Annotated in this window: 15 protein-coding genes; 11 read left to right on the top strand and 4 right to left on the bottom strand. The window is 64.6% G+C overall.

Annotated features, from left to right (window positions below; all coding sequences use genetic code 11):
* The first annotated feature begins 154 nt into the window (after nucleotides 1-154).
* Nucleotides 155-931, top strand: a complete 777-nt coding sequence (locus ASD35_RS02855; protein ID WP_056873380.1) for an SDR family oxidoreductase — start codon at nucleotides 155-157, stop codon at nucleotides 929-931.
* 314 nt (nucleotides 932-1,245) lie between these two features.
* Here the strand turns inward: ASD35_RS02855 and ASD35_RS28480 are convergent, their stop codons facing one another.
* Nucleotides 1,246-1,482 carry a PEP-CTERM sorting domain-containing protein gene (locus ASD35_RS28480; RefSeq protein ID WP_369819187.1) on the bottom strand — a complete coding sequence of 79 codons (237 nt, stop codon included), beginning with the start codon at nucleotides 1,480-1,482 and terminating at the stop codon, nucleotides 1,246-1,248.
* A 621-nt stretch (nucleotides 1,483-2,103) separates the two neighbouring features.
* On the bottom strand, nucleotides 2,104-2,925 hold the full coding sequence (locus ASD35_RS26365) for a PEP-CTERM sorting domain-containing protein (protein WP_082579840.1): 822 nt from the start codon (nucleotides 2,923-2,925) through the stop codon (nucleotides 2,104-2,106).
* 353 nt (nucleotides 2,926-3,278) lie between these two features.
* On the opposite strand from ASD35_RS26365, the gene ASD35_RS02850 reads away from it, so the two are divergent.
* Nucleotides 3,279-4,352, top strand: a complete 1,074-nt coding sequence (locus ASD35_RS02850) for a hypothetical protein (protein WP_056873379.1) — start codon at nucleotides 3,279-3,281, stop codon at nucleotides 4,350-4,352.
* 90 nt (nucleotides 4,353-4,442) lie between these two features.
* Here the strand turns inward: ASD35_RS02850 and ASD35_RS02845 are convergent, their stop codons facing one another.
* Both ASD35_RS02845 and ASD35_RS02840 read right to left on the bottom strand, forming a co-directional pair.
* The gene (locus tag ASD35_RS02845) at nucleotides 4,443-5,213 is read right to left on the bottom strand and encodes a hypothetical protein (RefSeq protein ID WP_157275319.1); all 771 of its coding nucleotides are present in this window, start codon (nucleotides 5,211-5,213) and stop codon (nucleotides 4,443-4,445) included.
* Between the two features lie 378 nt (nucleotides 5,214-5,591).
* Entirely contained in the window at nucleotides 5,592-5,843 is a 252-nt protein-coding gene (locus ASD35_RS02840; protein ID WP_056873377.1) for a hypothetical protein, read from the bottom strand.
* 325 nt (nucleotides 5,844-6,168) lie between these two features.
* Between ASD35_RS02840 and ASD35_RS02835 the strand changes: the two genes are divergently transcribed.
* The 9 genes from ASD35_RS02835 (at nucleotide 6,169) to ASD35_RS02795 (ending at nucleotide 17,933) form a co-directional block, all read left to right on the top strand.
* On the top strand, nucleotides 6,169-7,050 hold the full coding sequence (locus tag ASD35_RS02835) for a LysR substrate-binding domain-containing protein (RefSeq protein ID WP_056873376.1): 882 nt from the start codon (nucleotides 6,169-6,171) through the stop codon (nucleotides 7,048-7,050).
* Nucleotides 7,051-7,465: 415 nt separating this feature from the next.
* A complete protein-coding gene (locus tag ASD35_RS02830) occupies nucleotides 7,466-8,791 on the top strand; it encodes an FAD-binding oxidoreductase (RefSeq protein ID WP_056873375.1) in 1,326 nt (441 codons plus the stop codon).
* A 116-nt stretch (nucleotides 8,792-8,907) separates the two neighbouring features.
* Nucleotides 8,908-10,503, top strand: a complete 1,596-nt coding sequence (locus ASD35_RS02825) for an ABC transporter ATP-binding protein (protein WP_082579854.1) — start codon at nucleotides 8,908-8,910, stop codon at nucleotides 10,501-10,503.
* Between the two features lie 25 nt (nucleotides 10,504-10,528).
* The gene (locus tag ASD35_RS02820) at nucleotides 10,529-12,196 is read left to right on the top strand and encodes a peptide ABC transporter substrate-binding protein (protein WP_056873373.1); all 1,668 of its coding nucleotides are present in this window, start codon (nucleotides 10,529-10,531) and stop codon (nucleotides 12,194-12,196) included.
* 80 nt (nucleotides 12,197-12,276) lie between these two features.
* Entirely contained in the window at nucleotides 12,277-13,227 is a 951-nt protein-coding gene (locus tag ASD35_RS02815) for an ABC transporter permease (RefSeq protein ID WP_056873372.1), read from the top strand.
* Between the two features lie 32 nt (nucleotides 13,228-13,259).
* Nucleotides 13,260-14,144 carry an ABC transporter permease gene (locus ASD35_RS02810; protein ID WP_056873371.1) on the top strand — a complete coding sequence of 295 codons (885 nt, stop codon included), beginning with the start codon at nucleotides 13,260-13,262 and terminating at the stop codon, nucleotides 14,142-14,144.
* A gap of 67 nt (nucleotides 14,145-14,211) precedes the next feature.
* Complete coding sequence (locus tag ASD35_RS02805; protein ID WP_056873370.1) at nucleotides 14,212-15,681, top strand: NAD-dependent succinate-semialdehyde dehydrogenase; 1,470 nt, start codon at nucleotides 14,212-14,214, stop codon at nucleotides 15,679-15,681.
* 5 nt (nucleotides 15,682-15,686) lie between these two features.
* Entirely contained in the window at nucleotides 15,687-17,168 is a 1,482-nt protein-coding gene (locus ASD35_RS02800) for an aldehyde dehydrogenase family protein (RefSeq protein WP_056873369.1), read from the top strand.
* A 45-nt stretch (nucleotides 17,169-17,213) separates the two neighbouring features.
* On the top strand, nucleotides 17,214-17,933 hold the full coding sequence (locus ASD35_RS02795) for a cupin domain-containing protein (protein WP_056873368.1): 720 nt from the start codon (nucleotides 17,214-17,216) through the stop codon (nucleotides 17,931-17,933).
* The last annotated feature ends 25 nt before the right edge of the window (nucleotides 17,934-17,958 follow it).

The raw sequence follows: 17,958 nt of genomic DNA, 5'->3' as shown, positions 1-17,958 counted from the left end.
GGGGACTTTCTCATGGCTCCATTCTCTAGAGTTGGAGCCTCTGCGAAATCCGGGGCGGTTCACTTCGCGCCTTATGTGGCACCGCTTTTCGACACGTTTGTCGCGGATCAACTCACGTTCCTGAAGTCGGCCCTGGACTGAGGAGGCCTCGCTCATGTCCCAACAGAAAGCCATATTCATCACTGGCGCGGGAAACGGCATCGGGCGGGAAACCGCTGTGCTATTCGCCGCGCGCGGCTGGCGGGTCGGCGCAACCGACATCAACGACATCGACCTGCAATACCTCCGCGGCGTCCTCGGCGACTCTCACCTCTACCAAGCCATGGACGTAACCAAGCCTGAGCAAGTGGGCGCAGCGCTGGCAGCCTTCGCCGCGCAGAATGGCGGCGGCATCGACCTCGTGATCAACAACGCCGGCATTGCCGACATCAATCATTTCGAGGCGGTACCGCTGGCCCGTCACAACGCGGTGGTTGCGGTGAACTGCTGTGGTGTTCTCAACGTCGCCCACCAAGCCCTGCCGTATCTCAAGCAGCGCCGCCAGTCGAACCTGATCAACATGTGTTCGCTGGCGTCGGAGAACGGTGTGCCGAGCGAGGCCACCTACTCGGCCTCGAAGTTCTTCGTGCGAGGTTTCACCGAAGCCTTGAATATCGAGTGGGAGCGCTTTGGCGTATATGTCTGCGCCATCCTGCCGAATTTCGTGAAGACACCCATGATGGCTGCGGCGCACGGCGCCATCGTCGACTCGGTCGGCATACATCTCACGCCGGCCGATGTCGCCGCCAAGATCTGGGATGCAGCCCAGTTGCGCAGCGGGAAGGTGCACTGGATCGTCGATACCTTCAGGCCCACCCTACTGCGCACGGTGGCCAAGGTCGTGCCTGCGGGTGTGAAGCGCAAGATCATGAAGCAAGTCGCCGGCTACTGATCCCTTGGAGAGATTGCAATATGAGCCGCTACGACCTGAGAGGCAAGGTCGTGTTGATTACCGGCGCTCGCGGCGGCATCGGCGGCAACCGAAAAGAGGCCGCTCGTGACGGTCTGCTCATGGCCGGGACCGTGCGCTCGGCCGAGCGCCAGGTAGCTGCCCCACTAGGCATCAGGTGCGGACGGACTAGGTCAGCTATCTGGTGTGGCCGCGAAGTGGAAGTCCCAGCCAGGTCCTGTCATCGCATGCCGGATTGCGTCCAGCAGCTTTGTGCCCAAAGCTGAAGCTCAGCGACCCCCCAGCACTTGCTGATTTCAGTCACTCGCCCCGCGACGCCGGCAACGGAGAGAAACAGCAATCCCAACCCCCCCTATACACAGCAACATCGGGCTCGACGGTTCGGGCACTGGCGATGCTGACCGGACCAAGTAGCTGCCAATGTCCCAGGACGAGTACCCGGCATAAGCCACGAGGTTCTTGACATACGCACCTCCCGTACCGTTCCGAACGTAGACGGCGGCGTCGACCTGACGGCCTAGGGGCTCCCCCATTCCACTCGGATCTATCCATCCATGAGATGCCCGCAGGTTGATGTTTGGATCGAAGCTCGTTTGTCCAAATACGGCGAAGAATGTGTCGATAGAGGCGAGAGTCGCGGGATCGTTCGTCCCGGGCCCGCTTAGCGAAGTGATGCCCATCTGTGCCCAAAGGGCAACAACCTCATTTCCGGTCGCGAAGCGCCATCCCGAATTCAGCCAACCGCCCGCACCTGCCGCAACCGCACCTGGGCTTAAGTTCGTCGTCGCGGTTAAGTCAAGCCAACGCAATTGCGTGGTGGTGTCAAGGTTCGTTGCCCCCTCATCAACGACCACAGCCGACGCCGGAGAATGGGCCGCGATAACTACAAGCAGGCTTAACAAGAACCGGAGTGCCATGAAATTACCTCCTATACGCCGGAATGGAGCGCGTCTCGAATAGACGCCCATGGACAGTTGTGATGTGAATCTCAAGTAGCTCCTTCTTCTCGGGTTGGGGGGAGGCCCAGCCGTGCACGCTGTCGGGCAAAAGCGAACTCTGACGCTATGCAGCTCATCTGGGGGTAGGGACGGCCCATCAGCTGCGGCACCATTGAGTGCCCGGCCTGTTGGGGAGGCCCCCTCTTTAGCGTCGCGTTATCGATCTAAATCAGAACCAGTCATGTTGGAAACGCGTGGGCCGCGCAGCGCAAGTTGTCTACGCACTAGCAGGCTGGCAAAGCCAAGGCTAATAAGAATCCAGGTCGAGGGCTCTGGAACAACGGAGGCAACATCTCCCTGACGGACAGCCATAGCAAACTGAGGCACCACGCCACTGGTCACGTCTTGGAAACCATTGCCAGTGTTGAAGCGCCAGTGTGAGTCTGGTCGTTGAACCCACGGAGTACTGGTCCAGTAGTTTCCGACGACAAGGCCCTGGAAGTCCGCCGCGTTGCGTAGCCCGTAGCCTGCGTTGAATATCAGCCCCCCGCTGGGAGACGGAACGTATTCGGGAGTGTTTCCAAGTACATCGGACCAAAGGTGGCCAAGTTCACTGCCGCGACAGCCCCATCCGTATGACTCCGGGCCAAATCCTTGGTTGTAAGTCCAAGAGCAGGTGGCATCTGGCTGCACAGTGCTTGGCAGGCGCCAACCGGAAATCCCGAATCTGTCCTGCTCGGCCCAGGCAGTAGCAGCCGCCCAGTTCCGAAACGACTGCGTGCCCACTTCGCGAAGCCAGGTGATGTCGAATGCCGCGTCGTAGAAAGCATCAACAACGCCATCGTCGTCTAGATCGCGAGGCTGAAGCGCCGCCAACGTGCTGCCGGAACCAACGCTGGAAATCTCGGCAGCATTCGCTTGTACAGCGGGGAACAATACGACCGCCAGAACACTGATAGACAGCGTCGTCCCAATTTGCGCAGTTGCGATGCTCGATACCAACTTGGCGGTGACTGCCGGCAGTCCAACAACCTTCATCTTTGCTCCCTTTGCGTAGGCAGTCTAGTCAGCGGTTAGAAGTGCTCCCCGTGGCTAGATCCCCTGTTCCGGGGGGGGCGTTGCCCTTCACGTCTAGTCTGGTCCTCGTACCACGCTGATAAGGCGTCCTGGCCCGGGTGCCCAAGCTACAAACTGATCGTTGATGACCTCTATGCCAGAATCAAATGGCCTCTCTGGGAACAAAGTGGCCTCCCGGCATGGCGTGACCGAAGAGAACGCCGAACTTCACGGTGTCTCTATAAAGAGACCATGCGTGCCGGTTCGCGCCGGATTCCAGCTGCAAGACATCGTGACCACGCCAACAATGTCGGACAAAACGACAAGGAGGCAAGGTGGCAATCTGGCAGCAAGGCGCGGGCGACCTCGACCGAAACTATGCGGCACTGTGCATCCAATGGGGCGTGATCCTGAATGGGCCCGGCCGTTTCGGACCTTTTCCCCAATGCGCACCGGCGGTCACTGCGGGAGCTTCAAGTCGAAAATCGCTCGACTTGCGCCGGTTTGCCGTCGACATGAAGGACGGCGACACCGTGCTGCTTCGCATGGGCACCAAGGAGGTGCTCGCGGTAGGTGTGATCGTTGGCGACTACGAGTGGCACGACGGATTTAGCGACGTGGACGGATGGGACCTGCAGCATGTTCGACGGGTGAGTTGGTACTGGCACCGACTTGAAGACCCGCAAGCCTTCGACACCTATGAACTGAAGCAAGGCGACACCACTCAGCTGCTGGCTGAAAGCGCGTTGCGCGTCAGAGCTTGGCTCACAACCATCTTCGTTCCGTCGTCGTTGCCGCGGCTCCCTGATCTTCCACCCAGCGGCAACTCGATGTCCATGGACGATGTCTCGGCCCATTTGTTTGACCACGGCGTCGCCAGTGGCGCCATCGCGCAGCTGCTAGAAGACGTTGGTGAATTGGTGCGTATTGGCACTTGGTACGCCCGAACAAAACCACCGTCAGAGCACGAGACGGTCGCATTTCTCGTGCTGCCATTGATGCGTTCGCTGGGCTGGACACCGCAAAAGATGGGCGTCGAATGGAATCACATCGACGTGGCGCTGTTCAACCGGCTGCCTCGCTCGGACGAAAACCTGTGCGTCGTGGTAGAGGCCAAGCGCATGAACAACTCCTGTCTCACGGCGCACGCTCAGGCAGTAGGTTACGCAAAATCTAGATCCAGTTGCGAACGACTGATCCTGACGGATGGACTTCGCTATGCGGTGTATACGGTCGTGGACGGCGAGTTCAAGCTCCACGCTTACTTAAACCTCGCGTCCCTGCGCGACAGCTACCCGCTGCTGGAATGCGGAGGGGCTCAGGCAGCGATGCTTGCAATGGCGCCTGAATGGAAGGCGTATCCGGTAGTGACGAGGACAAGCGCTCCTCCGGTTTCCGTTTTGCCGTAGCCTCTTGGCTTCACCCGCCTTGTTGCCACACGGGTTCCGCAGCTTGCGTGCAGCAGCAGCCTCACCGGCGCCAGCGCCTCGTCTAAGCCATCAAGCGGCCGCCTCGGCGCTCGGCCGGCGCTTCACCCGGGTGATGCCCTGGTATGCCAGATAGGCTCCCAGGACCAGCAGCACGTAGTAGCCGAGTGAGAGGCCCATGCCGTCGGTGAACGCGCCCATCACGCCTTTTACGAAGGCGCTGCTGCTCTCGTTCTGTTCACGCATCATGGCTTGAACCGAGTAAAACCGATAACCAGCGACCAGCGTCGCGAGCAACGGCGTAGCGAGCGCCAGCGATGCGACTCGGTGCCTCCAGAAGAATGGCACCGCAATGGAGGCGGCGACCAAGAGCAACAACGCGATGCCGGCCGGCCTGGACCCGGCCAGTCCCGAGAGGACGTCAACCAGGGTCACCGTCATCATTCTGAACATGCCGCCATCGGCAAGCCTCATCGAGATGGCAGCAACCATGAATGCACCGTAGGCCACGGCGACATTGGTCCCAACATCGGCCACGATGCGACGAGCCGTCTCTTTGCAGTTCTCTGCGGTCAGCTTCCCGTCCACCGTCTCCCTTAACGACTGCTTCAGAGAACCACCCAGCGAACCACTCAGGGCGGCGCCGATGGCGGACGGAGGCTTCTCGAGCTTTGAGAACGAGATGACCACACCTTCATGCATGTCGATCTCGACGGCCATGTGGGTCTTCGGCAGTTCATAACCCCGCCAAGCGCTGATGTTGACGCCTAACCGCTTGCCGTCGACGGTGACGAGCCCTTTGTCGGCGTTCCAGTACAGGACGATTCCCCTGATTTTCTCCATTGTTCCCCCTTGGCCCTTCTTTCTCTCCTGGGTCCTCACCCGAGCCACGCCATGGTCGCCGGTCGACCGCGGTCTGCGCATCGGTTGTTCCCCTCCCGGACGCCAGCCGCGGTTGTCCTTCGTTCGCCAGGTTCTATCTGGAACGGGACTCCACACAGGTTGTGGCCAGATGGCATCGCGCGGCAGAGATTGATCGGACGGAGCAGCGGATGCGCGCCATCGCTCGATGCGAGGGCTGCCGCCAAGGCTGAGCCGCCGATGTCTCGACCTTCCGCTTTGGGCACATTCCTGACCGTCGTCATTGAGTGGGCGACAGCTCCGTGCCCAAAGCGGACGTCGGCACAGGCCTACCAAGCTTCAGAAAGCTGCCGCTCAACGTCAAAGCTCAGCGGACGGCGAAGCCGTCCGCTGGAGCGAAGGGTTGGGCATCACCCGGCGAGCGAGTTGCTCCATCAACGAGGTCGTGCCGCGCAGCGAAAGACCGACATAGGTTTCGGCGACGGCCTCGATCTCTCCATCTGGCAACTTGATCTGAAAGACGGTCATTTCTTGGCTGCCTCCCAAGGTCCATTCCTTGTCGGTGATCGAACCGCCCAGAGCCTCGATCTCGGCAGCAAGTCGAGCAAACAACGCGTCGTCGTATTCGGAGCCAAGCCGACTACCTCGACACTCTGCGCTCGCAGTAACCAGCACAGTCGTCCACTACGCGTCGATCGGCATCCGCGGCCAATTTGGCACATCGTGTTGCCCCGGCTTGACCGATGGAGGTGAGGACCGGAATGACCAGCACATGGTCCGTCGCGCCTAAGACAACGAGTACCCGGGTGCGGGCTTCGTCACCGCTTGCCTGACCGAAAGATCTTGACCTTCGTCGTCAAACCGCCGCGGCTGGGAGCTGCCGCAATGGTCCCATACGGCAATAATTCGTGCTACGTACTCTGGATACATCGATGATATGAACTTCCGCCAGATCGAGTGCTTCCGAGCGGTGATGCACACGGGCTCGATGACGCTTGCCGCTGAGCAGCTGCACACGTCCCAGCCGAACGTGAGCCGCGCCATGGCGCTGCTGCAGCGGGAAACTCAGATGCGTTTGTTCGAACGCGTCGGATTGCGCGTGGTCCCCACGCCGGAAGCACATGCCCTGCTGAAGGAGGTGGACCGGGTCTACGTGGGGCTGCAGTCCATCCGCGCGGCGGCGGATCGGATTCGCACGCTGGGGGTCGAAGGCTTGCGGATCGCCGTCACGCCAGCCCTCGGTATCAGCCCGGTGCCGCGCGTCTTGCAGGTCTTTCGCGGACTGCGCCCGGGGGTACCGGTCGTGGTGCATACGGCCGACTCCGCGACCATCTGCAAGTGGGTGTCATCCAGACACTGCGATCTCGGCCTGTCCGCCTACGTTGCGCTGCCGCAGGAAGTCGACAGCCAGCTGGTTCTTTCTGAGCGCGCCGTCTGCATCGTGCCTCGCGGACACCGTCTGGCGCGCAGGCGCAAGGTCGTTCCTGCGGACCTGGCCGGCGAGTGCTTTATATCGGCCTCGCCTCCGGATGTGGCGCGCGCGGCAATCGACAGCGTCTTTGTCCCCGAAGTGCGCAGGCTGGAGATCGAGACTTCATTGGCCACGACGATGTGCGCCATGGTGGCGCGAGGCCTCGGCGTCAGTATCGTGAGTCCCTCGGTGCTCAGTGAGCTCGGACTGGCCGGTGTACATGCCGTGGCTTTCGAGCCCGCAGTCCACTTCGAATGCCACGTCGTGCGCGCTCGCCAGCAGCCGGAGCAGGCGCTCGTGGCCGACTTTCTCGAGGCCCTGCGCATCGTGGTGCGAGGCACCGAATAGAACGACTGCAAGAAGTTCACCTGGTCGACTAAATAGCGAGGGCCCAGCGGCCGTGCGAAGGCATCGCTGGACTGCGCGGCTGCCGACCATGACGTCTGGCCGTCGCTGCGCAGCAACCAGACCCGTTGGCAATGGAGGCACGCATCCCAACCGCCTTCAAGAGCCCAGTTCCTCAGGATTGGTATGCATGGAGCCGCTGAGGGGTGCGAACCGCACCAAGTCAGGCAGATTACGCACCGCAAGCAGGCGTCGGCACTTCATATCAAAAGGACATTGACTCACCCGAAGCTTGTATTTGACCGCATGAATTTGCATTTCGATACTGGGATCTCCTAGTCGCCGAGTGCCACCGCGCAGCGACACACGTTCAAGCTGGCAGAGCGTGCCGGCCCGAAACGACCAACGAGATCGACCCATGCTCCAACCCTTGCGCACCATCGAGTCGTCCCACAGCCTGCCGAGCCACGCCGATGTCGTCGTGATCGGCGGCGGGATCATCGGCGTCTTCACTGCCTACTTCCTGGCCCGGCGCGGGCTGTCTGTGGCCGTGGTCGAGAAGGGCCTCATCGCCGCCGAGCAATCGAGCCGCAACTGGGGTTGGTGCCGCCAGCTGAACCGCGACGCGCGCGAACTGCCGATGGCCACCAAGGCACTTGAACTCTGGGAGCAGTTCGCCGCCGACACAGGCGAAGACACCGGCTTCAGCCGATGCGGCTTGCTGTGTCTGAGCGACGACGAAGCGCAGATCGCGCAGTGGGCCCAATGGCACGACTTAGGCAAGTCGGTTGGCGTGACGACGCAGGTGCTCAGCGGCAGCGAGGCCACCAAGCGCGGCCACGCCACCGGCCGCAAGTGGAAGGGTGGCGTCTACTCGCCCAGCGACGGCACGGCCGATCCCGCCAAGGCGGCGCCTGCCGTGGCCGCCGCGATCATGAAGCTCGGCGGCACGGTGCTGCAGAACTGCGCCGCGCGCGGCCTCGAGCTCGAGGGCGGTCGCGTCAGCGGCGTCGTCACGGAGGCCGGCACCATCAAGACGCGCACCGCCGTGCTCGCAGGCGGTGCCTGGGCATCGTCGTTCTGCAACCAGCTCGGCATCCGCTTCCCGCTGTCCACGTTGCGGCAGTCCATCCTGCGCATAGCGCCGGTGGGGCAACAGCTGCCGCCTGCACTGACCACGCCACGCGTTTCCGTCACGCGCCGCAGCGACGGCAGCCACACGCTGGCCATCAGCGGACGCGGACGCGTGGACCCGACGCCGCAGTTCCTGCGCTATGCAAGCAAGTTCGTGCCGATGTTTGCCAAGCGCTGGCGCAATGTGTCTCCCGGCGGCCTGCAGGGCCTGCGCAGCGGGCACGAAACGCTGAAGAAGTGGCGCCTGGACGAACCCACGCCGATGGAGCGCATGCGCGTGCTCGACCCCAAGCCCGACGCGGCGACGATCCGCAAGACCCTCGACCGGGCGACCCAGCTGCTGCCCTCTCTGCGTGATGCAAAAATCATCAATGCCTGGGCCGGTTACGTGGACTGCACCTATGACGGCGTGCCCGCGATCGGCGAAGTGCCGGAGGTGCCCGGCCTCGTCCTGGCCGCAGGGTTCTCCGGCCACGGCTTCGGCATCGGTCCCGGCGCGGGGTACCTTGTCGCCGACCTGATCACCGGCGCACAGCCCTTCATCGACCCCACCCCCCTCAGCCCCACGCGCTTCAGCCAGTCGGCCTGGGGCAAGGTGGCTGAGTTCTAGGCCAGGTTTGAACCTTGAAGCAGGAGAAGAACTTGGTCATTGAACACATCAAGACTGCAGCTTCACATCAGGCGGCGCTTTCCGTGCGCGGTTTGACCGTCAGCCTGCCCAAAGGCATGGAACGGGCCCATGCCGTCGAGGACATCTCCTTCGAGCTCGCGCGCGGCCAGATCCTCTGTGTAGTCGGTGAATCCGGGTCGGGCAAGTCGGTCACGGCCAACACGATCATGGGCTTGCTGCCCAAGACGATCCGCATCGCGTCTGGTGCGATCGACCTGGACGGGACGAGCATCCTCGGGTTACCGCCCGAAAAGCTGCGCGACCTGCGTGGCCGGGTCGTGTCCATGATCTTCCAGGACCCGCTCTCGGCCCTGAACCCGCTGATGACCGTGGGCGCACAGATCGACGAGGCCATGGCGGCACATGGCGTCGGCACGCCCGCCTCGCGCCGCGAGCGGGCGATGGAGCTGCTGGCCGAAGTCGGTCTGCCCGACCCCAAACTGATGTACCACCAGTACCCGTTCCGGCTGTCGGGCGGCCAGCGGCAGCGCGTGATGATCGCCATGGCGCTCGCGCTGGAGCCCGCGATCCTCATTGCCGACGAGCCGACCACCGCGCTCGACGTGACGACCCAGGCGCAGATCCTGAAGCTCATCCGCGACATTCAGCGCCGCAAGGGAATGAGCGTCATGTTCATCACCCACGACTTCGGCGTCGTAGCCGAGATCGCCGACAGCGTGGTGGTCATGGAGAAGGGCCGCGTGGTCGAGCAGGGCAGCCCGGCGAAGGTGCTGAAGACGCCCAGCCACCCCTATACCCGTCGCCTGATCGCCGCCGTGCCGCGTCTGCGCAGCGAGGACCGCGCGACGCTGCCGGGCACTGCTTCCGCGCCGCTGCTGAAGGTCGAGAACCTCGTCAAGACCTATCGCAGCGGCAGCGCGCTGCTGCGCTCCCTGCGAGTGGTCCCAGCCGTGCAAGGCGTGTCGTTCCAGTTGGCGCCGGGCCGCACCTTGGGCGTGGTCGGCGAAAGCGGCTCGGGCAAATCGTCGCTGGGCCGGCTCTTGATCAAGCTGATGGACGCCGATAGCGGGCGGATCGTTTTCGAGGGGTCCGACATCGCGGCGCTGGACGAACCGCGCTTTCGAAGCCTGCGGCCAAAGGTCCAGATGATCTTTCAGGATCCCTTCGCCTCGCTCAACCCGCGCATGACCATCGGCACGATCCTGACGGTCGGGCCGATGGCCCATGGCATGACCCGGACCCAGGCCCGCGACGAGGCGCGCGAGCTTCTCACGCTGGTCGGCCTCGACGCGGGCGCCTTTGATCGCTACCCGCACGAGTTCTCCGGCGGGCAGCGCCAGCGCGTCGGCATTGCCCGCGCGTTGATGTTCAAGCCGAAGCTGCTGATCGCCGACGAGCCGGTCTCCGCGCTGGACGTCTCGATTCAGGCGCAGATCCTGGAGTTGCTCGATCGCGTCCAGCGCGAGACCGGCGTGGCGATGGTCTTCATCACCCACGACCTGCGCGTCGCCAGCCAGATCTGCGACGAGATCGCGGTGATGCACAAGGGCCGGATCGTCGAACAGGGCCCACCCTCGCAGATTTTCTTCAGCCCCCGCGCGGACTACACCCGCGAACTGGTGGCCGCCATTCCAGGCGAACAACGCGCCGCCCGCCCGGCCGTTGCGGCCGAAGCCGCTGACCCAGTCTAGAGCCGATCACCCAAGGAGAAAAGAGATGACGAAGGACCTGAAGACCCTCACCGACCCATCGCGCCGTGACGCGCTGCGCGTCATGGCCGCCGGCACCGTCGGAGGCCTCTTTGCGGCCAATCTGCTGGGCCAGCCCGCCTACGGCCAGACCAAACCCGCCGCACCCAAGGGGCGCGTCGTGGTCGGCGTGACGCAGGAACCAACCGTCTTCAATCCGCTGATGCCGCATCTCGAGGTGGACGACAGCGTCGCCTTCTCGGTCTTCGACGCGCTGTTCCGGATCGACCCGAAGGGCGTGATCGTGCCGAACCTGGCCGCCGAGGTGCCGACCCAGACCAACGGCGGCATCTCCGCGGACGGGCTCAAGTGGCGCGTCCGCCTGCGCAACAACGCGCGCTGGCACGACGGCACCGCCTTCACCGCCGAGGACGTGAAGTTCACGCTGGAACTCATCGTCAACCCGAAGTTCCGCGCCTGGCGCACGTCCGGCCATGCGCTGGTGCGTGACATCACCGTGGTCTCGCCGACCGAGATCACGTGGCGAATGGAGCAGCCCTTCGCGCCCTATCTGTCGTATTTAACCGAGACCTTCATCGTGCCCAAGCACGTCCTGGGCACGGCGGCGAACCCCAACGAGGCTCCCTTCAACCAAGCACCGGTCGGAACGGGCGCGTTCAAGTGGAGCAAGCGCGTAGCCGGCGATCATGTCGAGCTGGTCGCCAACACCAGCTACCACGGTGAGGGCCCGTTCATCGAGAGGCTGATCTTCAAGTACATCCCTGACCAGACGGTGATGTACACGCAGTTCCGCAGCGGCGACATTGACGTGGTCGGTCAGGCCTTCATCACCCCCGACAACTACAAGGACGCGAGCCGCCTGCCCGACCGGGCGGTGACGCTGGTGCCCGCGAGCTCGGTCGAGTCGATCTATTTCAACCTCGAGAAGCCCCAGTTCCGTGATCGCGCCGTGCGCGAGGCGCTGTACATGGCGATCGACCGGCAGGCGATCATCGACATCCTGTATCACGGCGTGGCGCGCACGACCGAGACCTTCATGCCGCAGCAGTCCTGGTACTACAAGTCCGACCTGCCGAAGCACGAGTTCAACCTTGCCCGCGCCGCCCAGCTGCTGGACAAGGCCGGATGGAAACCCGGCCCCGACGGCATCCGCGTCAAGGACGGCGTGCGGCTGTCGTTCAACAACTCCACCACCACGGGCTCCCATCTGCGCGAACAGGCGCAGCAGTTCATCCAGCAGACCTACGCCAAGATCGGCGTCGAGATGAAGATCCTCAATCATCCCGGGGCGGTGATGTGGGGCGACTTCTGGGCCAAGTCGCAGTACGACACGGCGATGGTGGGGATCACCTACCTGATCGCTGCCGACCCGGACGTGGCCCTGCGCTTCCACAGCCGGTCAATCGTCGCCAAGGGTGGGCGGGGCTCGAACAACGCGCAGTACGCGAACCCCGAAGTCGACGAGCTGCTCGACAAGGGCACGCGCACCTTCGACCTCAACGCGCGGCGCGCGATCTACCACCGCGTGCAGGAGATCGTCCGCAACGACCTGCCGTTCCTGCCGCTGTTCACCGCCAACATCGTCTATGGCCGCAAGGCCAAGATCCAGGGCTTCGTGCCGAACACCAACACGCGCAGTGAAGCCTGGAACGCCGCAGGCTGGTCCTGGAGCTGACGTCAACCGTCGCCGCCCGCCCGCTATCAGTGCGGGCGGCAACCACCCGCCCCGTGCGTCAGTCCCCGTAGGAAGAGAACATGGCTGCCTTTCTTTTAAAACGCTTCATGCAGAGCATGGTGCTGCTGGTGATCGTGTCGATCATCGGCTTCGTCGTGCTGAACCTGATCCCGGGCGGCCCAATGGCGCAATACGCGCTCGATCCCGGCATGACGCAGGACGACAAGAACCGTATCGCCGCCCAGCTCGGGCTCGACCGACCGCTGTGGGTGCAGTACTTCGACTGGGCCTGGCGACTGCTGCAGGGCGACTGGGGGACTTCGTTCCGCGACAGCAATCCGGTCGTGTCGGTCATCGCCCGCCATGTGCCGGCAACCTTGCTGCTCATGGGATGCGCCACCGTCATCGCTGTGGCCCTGGGCACGGTGATCGGCATCCGGGGCGCGACGCACCGGAACTCGGCTTTCGACTACATGGCCACCGTCGGCTCGATGGTCGCTCTGTCGATTCCGACCTTCTGGTTCGGGCTCGTCGGCATCTACTTCTTCTCGCTGCGCTTGGGCTGGCTGCCAGCGGGCAACATGTACACGATCGGCGACGGGTCGGTCCTGAACTACCTGCACCATCTGGTCATGCCGTCCGTGGTGCTGGCGCTGGTCCACATCGCCATCTGGAGCCGGTTCATGCGGACCGCAACGATTGAAGCGATGGGCCAGGAATTCGTCAAGACCGCCCGCGCCAAGGGTCTGACCGAGCGTAGGGTCGTCATGAAACATGTCGTCGGCAATGCGCTGCTGCCGATGATCACCCTGGCCGGGGTGCAGCTGCCCTCGCTGCTGACGGGCGCGCTCGTCACCGAAACCGTCTTCACTTGGCCCGGCATGGGACGACTGTTTCTCGACAGTCTCAGCAACAGCGACTACCCGGTGGTCATGGGTCTGCTGATGTTCTCGGCCGTGCTCACCATCGTCGGCAACCTGGTCGCCGACATCGTCGTCGCGATGGTCGACCCACGGATTCGTCTGGCCTGAGCCCGACGCCATTGCGACAAAAGGACACCGCCATGTCAACAACGCTCACCCTGACTTCGGCTCCCGAACTTGCATGGTGGAGGAGCCGCGTGGTGCGCCGGTTCCTCAGCCACCGCCTGGCGGTTCTGGGGCTGGTGATGATCACCCTGCTCTCGCTCGCCTGCGCCTTCGGGCCCTATCTGCTGCCCTTCGATTCGCTCCAGATCGACCTGTTTGCGCGGTTTGCTCCACCCCTGGCGGGGGATCACTATCTCGGCGCCGACTCTTTGGGCCGTGACCTTGCGGCACGGCTGCTGATGGCGGGGCGGATCTCGCTGCTCGTGGGCTTCTTCTCGATGCTGCTGGCGACCTTCGTGGGCACGCTGGTGGGCGTGATCGCCGGCTACATGGGCGGCTGGGTCAACACGGTGCTGATGAGAACCGTCGACGGCTTCCTGTCGTTTCCGACGCTCTTCCTCCTGCTGGCTCTGGCAGTCGCACTGAAGCCGAGCCCGATCATGATCACCATCATCATCTCGCTGACGAGCTGGATGACGGTCGCACGCATCGTCGCGACCGAGGTGGCAACACTCAAAGAGCGAGAGTTCGTGCTCGCCGGGCGGATGCTGGGTCTGAGCCGCGCGCACATCATGTTTCGCGAGATCCTGCCCAACGCCATGGGGCCGATCATCGTGGCCGCAACGCTGACGGTCGCCCGCGCGATCCTGCTCGAGGCCTACATCAGCTATCTGGGCTTCGGCATCCAGCCGCCTCTTCCCAGCTGGGGAAACATGCTGAACGGTGCCCAGCAATACCTGGACCGCGCGCCCTGGCTGGCGATCATCCCCGGCCTGGCCATCACGATGGCGGTGACCAGCTTCAACCTCATCGGCGACGGGCTGCGCGACGCGCTCGATATCCGCAGCGAGCACAAGTAACTCGCGGCTGCGTAAGCCTTGGCCGGCGCGTCTCGCGCCATCGCCGACCATTTGAAAGGACTCTGACGTGTCTCTCTCGATTCACCGTGGCGACCTCCTGCCCGGCCGCAACTACATCGGCCGCTGGTGCGATGCCGAAGAAGGCCGCCGTTTTGACGTGACCGACCCAGCCACCGACGCCGTGGTCGCGAGCGTGCCCGACAGCGGCGCGGCCGACGCCCGTGCAGCGCTCGACGCGGCGCATGCCGCGTTCGCCACATGGCGCGCCGTGCCTGCCAAGCAGCGCGCGCAAATCCTCAAGCGCTGGAACGACCTGATCGTTGCGCACCAGGAGGACCTCGGCCGCCTGATCTCGCGCGAGCAGGGCAAGCCGCTCGCCGAAGGGCGCGGCGAGGTGACCTATGCCGCGAGCTATGTGGAGTGGTTCGCCGAGGAGGCCACGCGCGCCAACGGCGACGTGATCCCCGCGCCGGTCGTGGGCCGGCGCATGTTCGCGCTGAAGGAGCCGGTGGGCGTGGTGGCCGTGATCACGCCGTGGAACTTCCCGGCCGCGATGATCGCTCGCAAGATTGCACCCGCGCTGGCCGCAGGCTGCACGGTGGTCGCCAAGCCGGCCGAGGACACGCCGCTGACCTCGTTGGCCCTCGTCAAGCTCGCCGAGGAGGCGGGCGTGCCAGCCGGTGTACTGAACATCGTCACCGCCTCGCGCCAGCGTGCGGCGGAGGTGGTCGATGTCTGGCTCGACGACCCGCGTGTGCGAAAGGTCAGCTTCACCGGCTCGACTCCGGTGGGCAAGCACCTCGCGCGGCGCAGCGCCGACACGCTGAAGAAGCTGTCGCTCGAACTCGGCGGCAACGCACCCTTCATCGTCTTCGACGATACCGACCTCGACGCGGCAGTCGATGGGCTGATGGCGGGCAAGTTCCGCAACGGCGGCCAGACCTGCGTGAGCCCGAACCGGGTCTTCGTGCAGGCCGGCGTTCACGACCGCTTCGTTGAAAAGCTCGGCGCTCGCATCGTCGCCCTGAAGGTAGGCCCCGCGAGTGACGAGGGCTCGCAGATCGGGCCGATGATCAACGCGAAGGCCGTCGACAAGATCGAACGCCACGTGAATGACGCCGTTGACAGCGGGGCACGCGTGGTCGTCGGAGGCCAGCGTCTGGCCGCGCTGGGCGCCAACTTTTTTGCCCCAACGCTGCTGGTCGGCGCCGACGCGACGATGGCGTGTTCCTGCGAAGAGACTTTCGGCCCGATCGTCGCGGTGACGCGCTTCGAGACCGAGGAGCAGGTCATCGCCGCCGCGAACGGCACGCCGTTCGGCCTCGCGGCCTACTTCTATTCGCAGGACGTGTCGCGCATCTGGCGCATCGCCGACGCGCTGGAGACCGGGCTCGTCGGCGTCAACGAAGGCGCGCTCGCGGCCGAGGCGGCGCCATTCGGCGGCGTGAAGGAGTCGGGCTATGGCCGCGAAGGTTCGGTGCACGGCCTGGACGACTACATGAGCCTGAAGTACGTCTGCCAGGGCAATCTGCGCTGAACACGATGAACACCTCCATCATCGATCGCCTCGCAGGCGCCGGCCGCCTGGATCGCCTCTTCATCGACGGCGAGTGGGTGCTGCCCGCAGGGCAGGATCGAAGCGCCGTCATCGACCCGTCGACCGACGAACCCGTCGCGGAGGTCGCGCTGGGCAACGCGCAGGACGTCGCCACGGCCGTGGCCGCGGCCCGGCGCGCGTTCGCGACCTGGTCCGTGAGTACCCCTCAGAGCCGGGCCGCACTGCTAGCCCGCATTCACGGCCTGATCCTGGAGCGAGCGGAAGCATTCGCCCAGGCGATCTCGCAAGAGATGGGCTGCGCCATCAGCGTGGCGCGCGGTGCCCAGGTGCCGATCGCGGCGGAGCACATCCGCGTGGCGCGTGACCTAGCGACGAGCTATCCCTTCCTCACGCATCGCGGCAGCACGGCGATCCAGCGCGAGGCCATCGGTGTGTGCGGCCTGATCACCCCCTGGAACTGGCCGCTCTACCAGATCACCGCCAAGGTCGGCCCGGCCCTGGCGGCGGGATGCACCATCGTCCTGAAGCCCAGCGAGCTGTCGCCCCTGAGCGCGCTGTTGTTCGCAGAAGTGATCCAGGACGCGGGCGTCCCGGCGGGTGTGTTCAACCTGGTCAGCGGCACAGGGCCCGAGGTTGGCGCCGCGCTGGCAACGCACCCGGACGTGGACATGATCTCGATCACCGGCTCCACCCGCGCAGGTGTGCTGGTGGCGCAGGCGGCCGCGCCCACCGTCAAGCGCGTGGCCCAGGAACTGGGCGGCAAGTCGCCCAACGTCATCCTGCCCGATGCCGATTTCTCCCGTGCCATACCAGCTGCGGTGGCGGCGGGCATGCGCAACGTGGGCCAGTCCTGCAGCGCTCCCACCCGCATCATCGTGCCGCGCGAACGCCTCGCTGAGGTCGAGCGGCTCGCATGCGATACGGCATCTGCGTTCGTCGTGGGCGATCCGCGTTCGCCGCAGACAACACATGGCCCAGTGGCCAACCGCGCGCAGTTCAACCGCGTGCAGGAAATGATCGGTGTCGGTTTGGCCGAAGGCGCGCGCCTCATCTGCGGCGGCCCCGGCCGGCCGCAGGGACTGGAGCGCGGCTGCTACGTGCGCCCGACACTTTTCTCCGATGTGCAGCCGCAGATGCGGATCGCGCAGGAAGAGATCTTCGGCCCCGTGCTGGTGATCATCACTTACGACAGCGTGGACGAGGCCGTGGAGATCGCCAACGGCACGGTGTACGGCCTGGGCGCGCACGTGCAGGGCCGGGACCTCGCTGCCGCGCGTGCGGTGGCCGCACGCATCCGTTCGGGGCAGGTGCACATCAACAACCCGCCCTGGAGCCCCGATGCGCCTTTTGGCGGCTACGGGCGCTCCGGCAACGGACGCGAGTACGGCGTCGAAGGCCTGGAGGAATACCTCGAGACCAAGGCCATCCTCGGCTACGGGGAAGTCCCAGCGCCCAGTGCCGCTTGAGGACACCAACGCAATGAATGCCCGCAACTCAAAGGAACAACGACCATGACCGTAGCCCTCATGCTGCACCGCGCCGATGGCGCACCGACATCGACCTCCTTCCGCAAGTCGGCCTTCGGCACGGCCGATCCCTTCGCGCGCAGTCGCGAGATCGCCTGGGAAGGGCCGGGCGCGATGAGCGCCGGTCGTGTCGACTTCATCGGTGAAGTGGATGTCGCGCACTTTCCCCACACCGAGACGATCGTCGTCGTGGAAGGCAAGCTCACCCTGATCGCTGCCGGCGCCGCACCGCTGGTGCTGCGGCGTGGCGAAGGTGCCGTCATCGCGCGCGGCATAGCCCTGCGTATCCAGACGGCGTCGCGCGCGCAGTTCGTGTTCTGCGCAGCCGCGGCCGAGCTGGCGAACCAGCCCGGCGTCACCCCGCTGCGCGCCGACGCGGACTTCAAACCGTCCAGGTCGTTGCCTCCCGAAGTGCTGCTGGGCCCGGCCCCGCAGTGCCGCAGCGACAACGTCTTCAAGGACGAGTTGACGGGGGTCGTCGCCGGCACCTGGGACTCGACGCCCTACCACCGCATCGTGCGCCCGCACCGCCAGAACGAGTTCATGGTCCTGCTGGCCGGCGGCGTGCGCTTCGCCAGCCCCGATGGCAGCGTGCTGTCGACCCATGCCGGCGATGCGATCTTCGTGCCGCAGGGGGCGTCCATCGGTTGGGAGAGCAGCGAGCACGTCGCCAAGTTCTTCGTCGTGCAGGAAGTGAAGGCATGAAGCAGCAGCACGTCCCGGCCATATC

Source organism: Pelomonas sp. Root1444 (assembly GCF_001426885.1).
Lineage (GTDB): Bacteria > Pseudomonadota > Gammaproteobacteria > Burkholderiales > Burkholderiaceae_C > Pelomonas.
This window is presented reverse-complemented; position numbering and strand designations above follow the sequence as displayed.

Bases quoted from the DNA above. Each gene is read 5' to 3' on its own strand.
- ASD35_RS02855 (WP_056873380.1), top strand. From the start codon at position 155: ATGTCCCAACAGAAAGCCATATTCATCACTGGCGCGGGAAACGGCATC.
- ASD35_RS28480 (WP_369819187.1), bottom strand. From the start codon at position 1,482: ATGGGGGAGCCCCTAGGCCGTCAGGTCGACGCCGCCGTCTACGTTCGG.
- ASD35_RS26365 (WP_082579840.1), bottom strand. From the start codon at position 2,925: ATGAAGGTTGTTGGACTGCCGGCAGTCACCGCCAAGTTGGTATCGAGC.
- ASD35_RS02845 (WP_157275319.1), bottom strand. From the start codon at position 5,213: ATGGAGAAAATCAGGGGAATCGTCCTGTACTGGAACGCCGACAAAGGG.
- ASD35_RS02835 (WP_056873376.1), top strand. From the start codon at position 6,169: ATGAACTTCCGCCAGATCGAGTGCTTCCGAGCGGTGATGCACACGGGC.
- ASD35_RS02830 (WP_056873375.1), top strand. From the start codon at position 7,466: ATGCTCCAACCCTTGCGCACCATCGAGTCGTCCCACAGCCTGCCGAGC.
- ASD35_RS02825 (WP_082579854.1), top strand. From the start codon at position 8,908: ATGGAACGGGCCCATGCCGTCGAGGACATCTCCTTCGAGCTCGCGCGC.
- ASD35_RS02820 (WP_056873373.1), top strand. From the start codon at position 10,529: ATGACGAAGGACCTGAAGACCCTCACCGACCCATCGCGCCGTGACGCG.
- ASD35_RS02815 (WP_056873372.1), top strand. From the start codon at position 12,277: ATGGCTGCCTTTCTTTTAAAACGCTTCATGCAGAGCATGGTGCTGCTG.
- ASD35_RS02810 (WP_056873371.1), top strand. From the start codon at position 13,260: ATGTCAACAACGCTCACCCTGACTTCGGCTCCCGAACTTGCATGGTGG.
- ASD35_RS02800 (WP_056873369.1), top strand. From the start codon at position 15,687: ATGAACACCTCCATCATCGATCGCCTCGCAGGCGCCGGCCGCCTGGAT.
- ASD35_RS02795 (WP_056873368.1), top strand. From the start codon at position 17,214: ATGACCGTAGCCCTCATGCTGCACCGCGCCGATGGCGCACCGACATCG.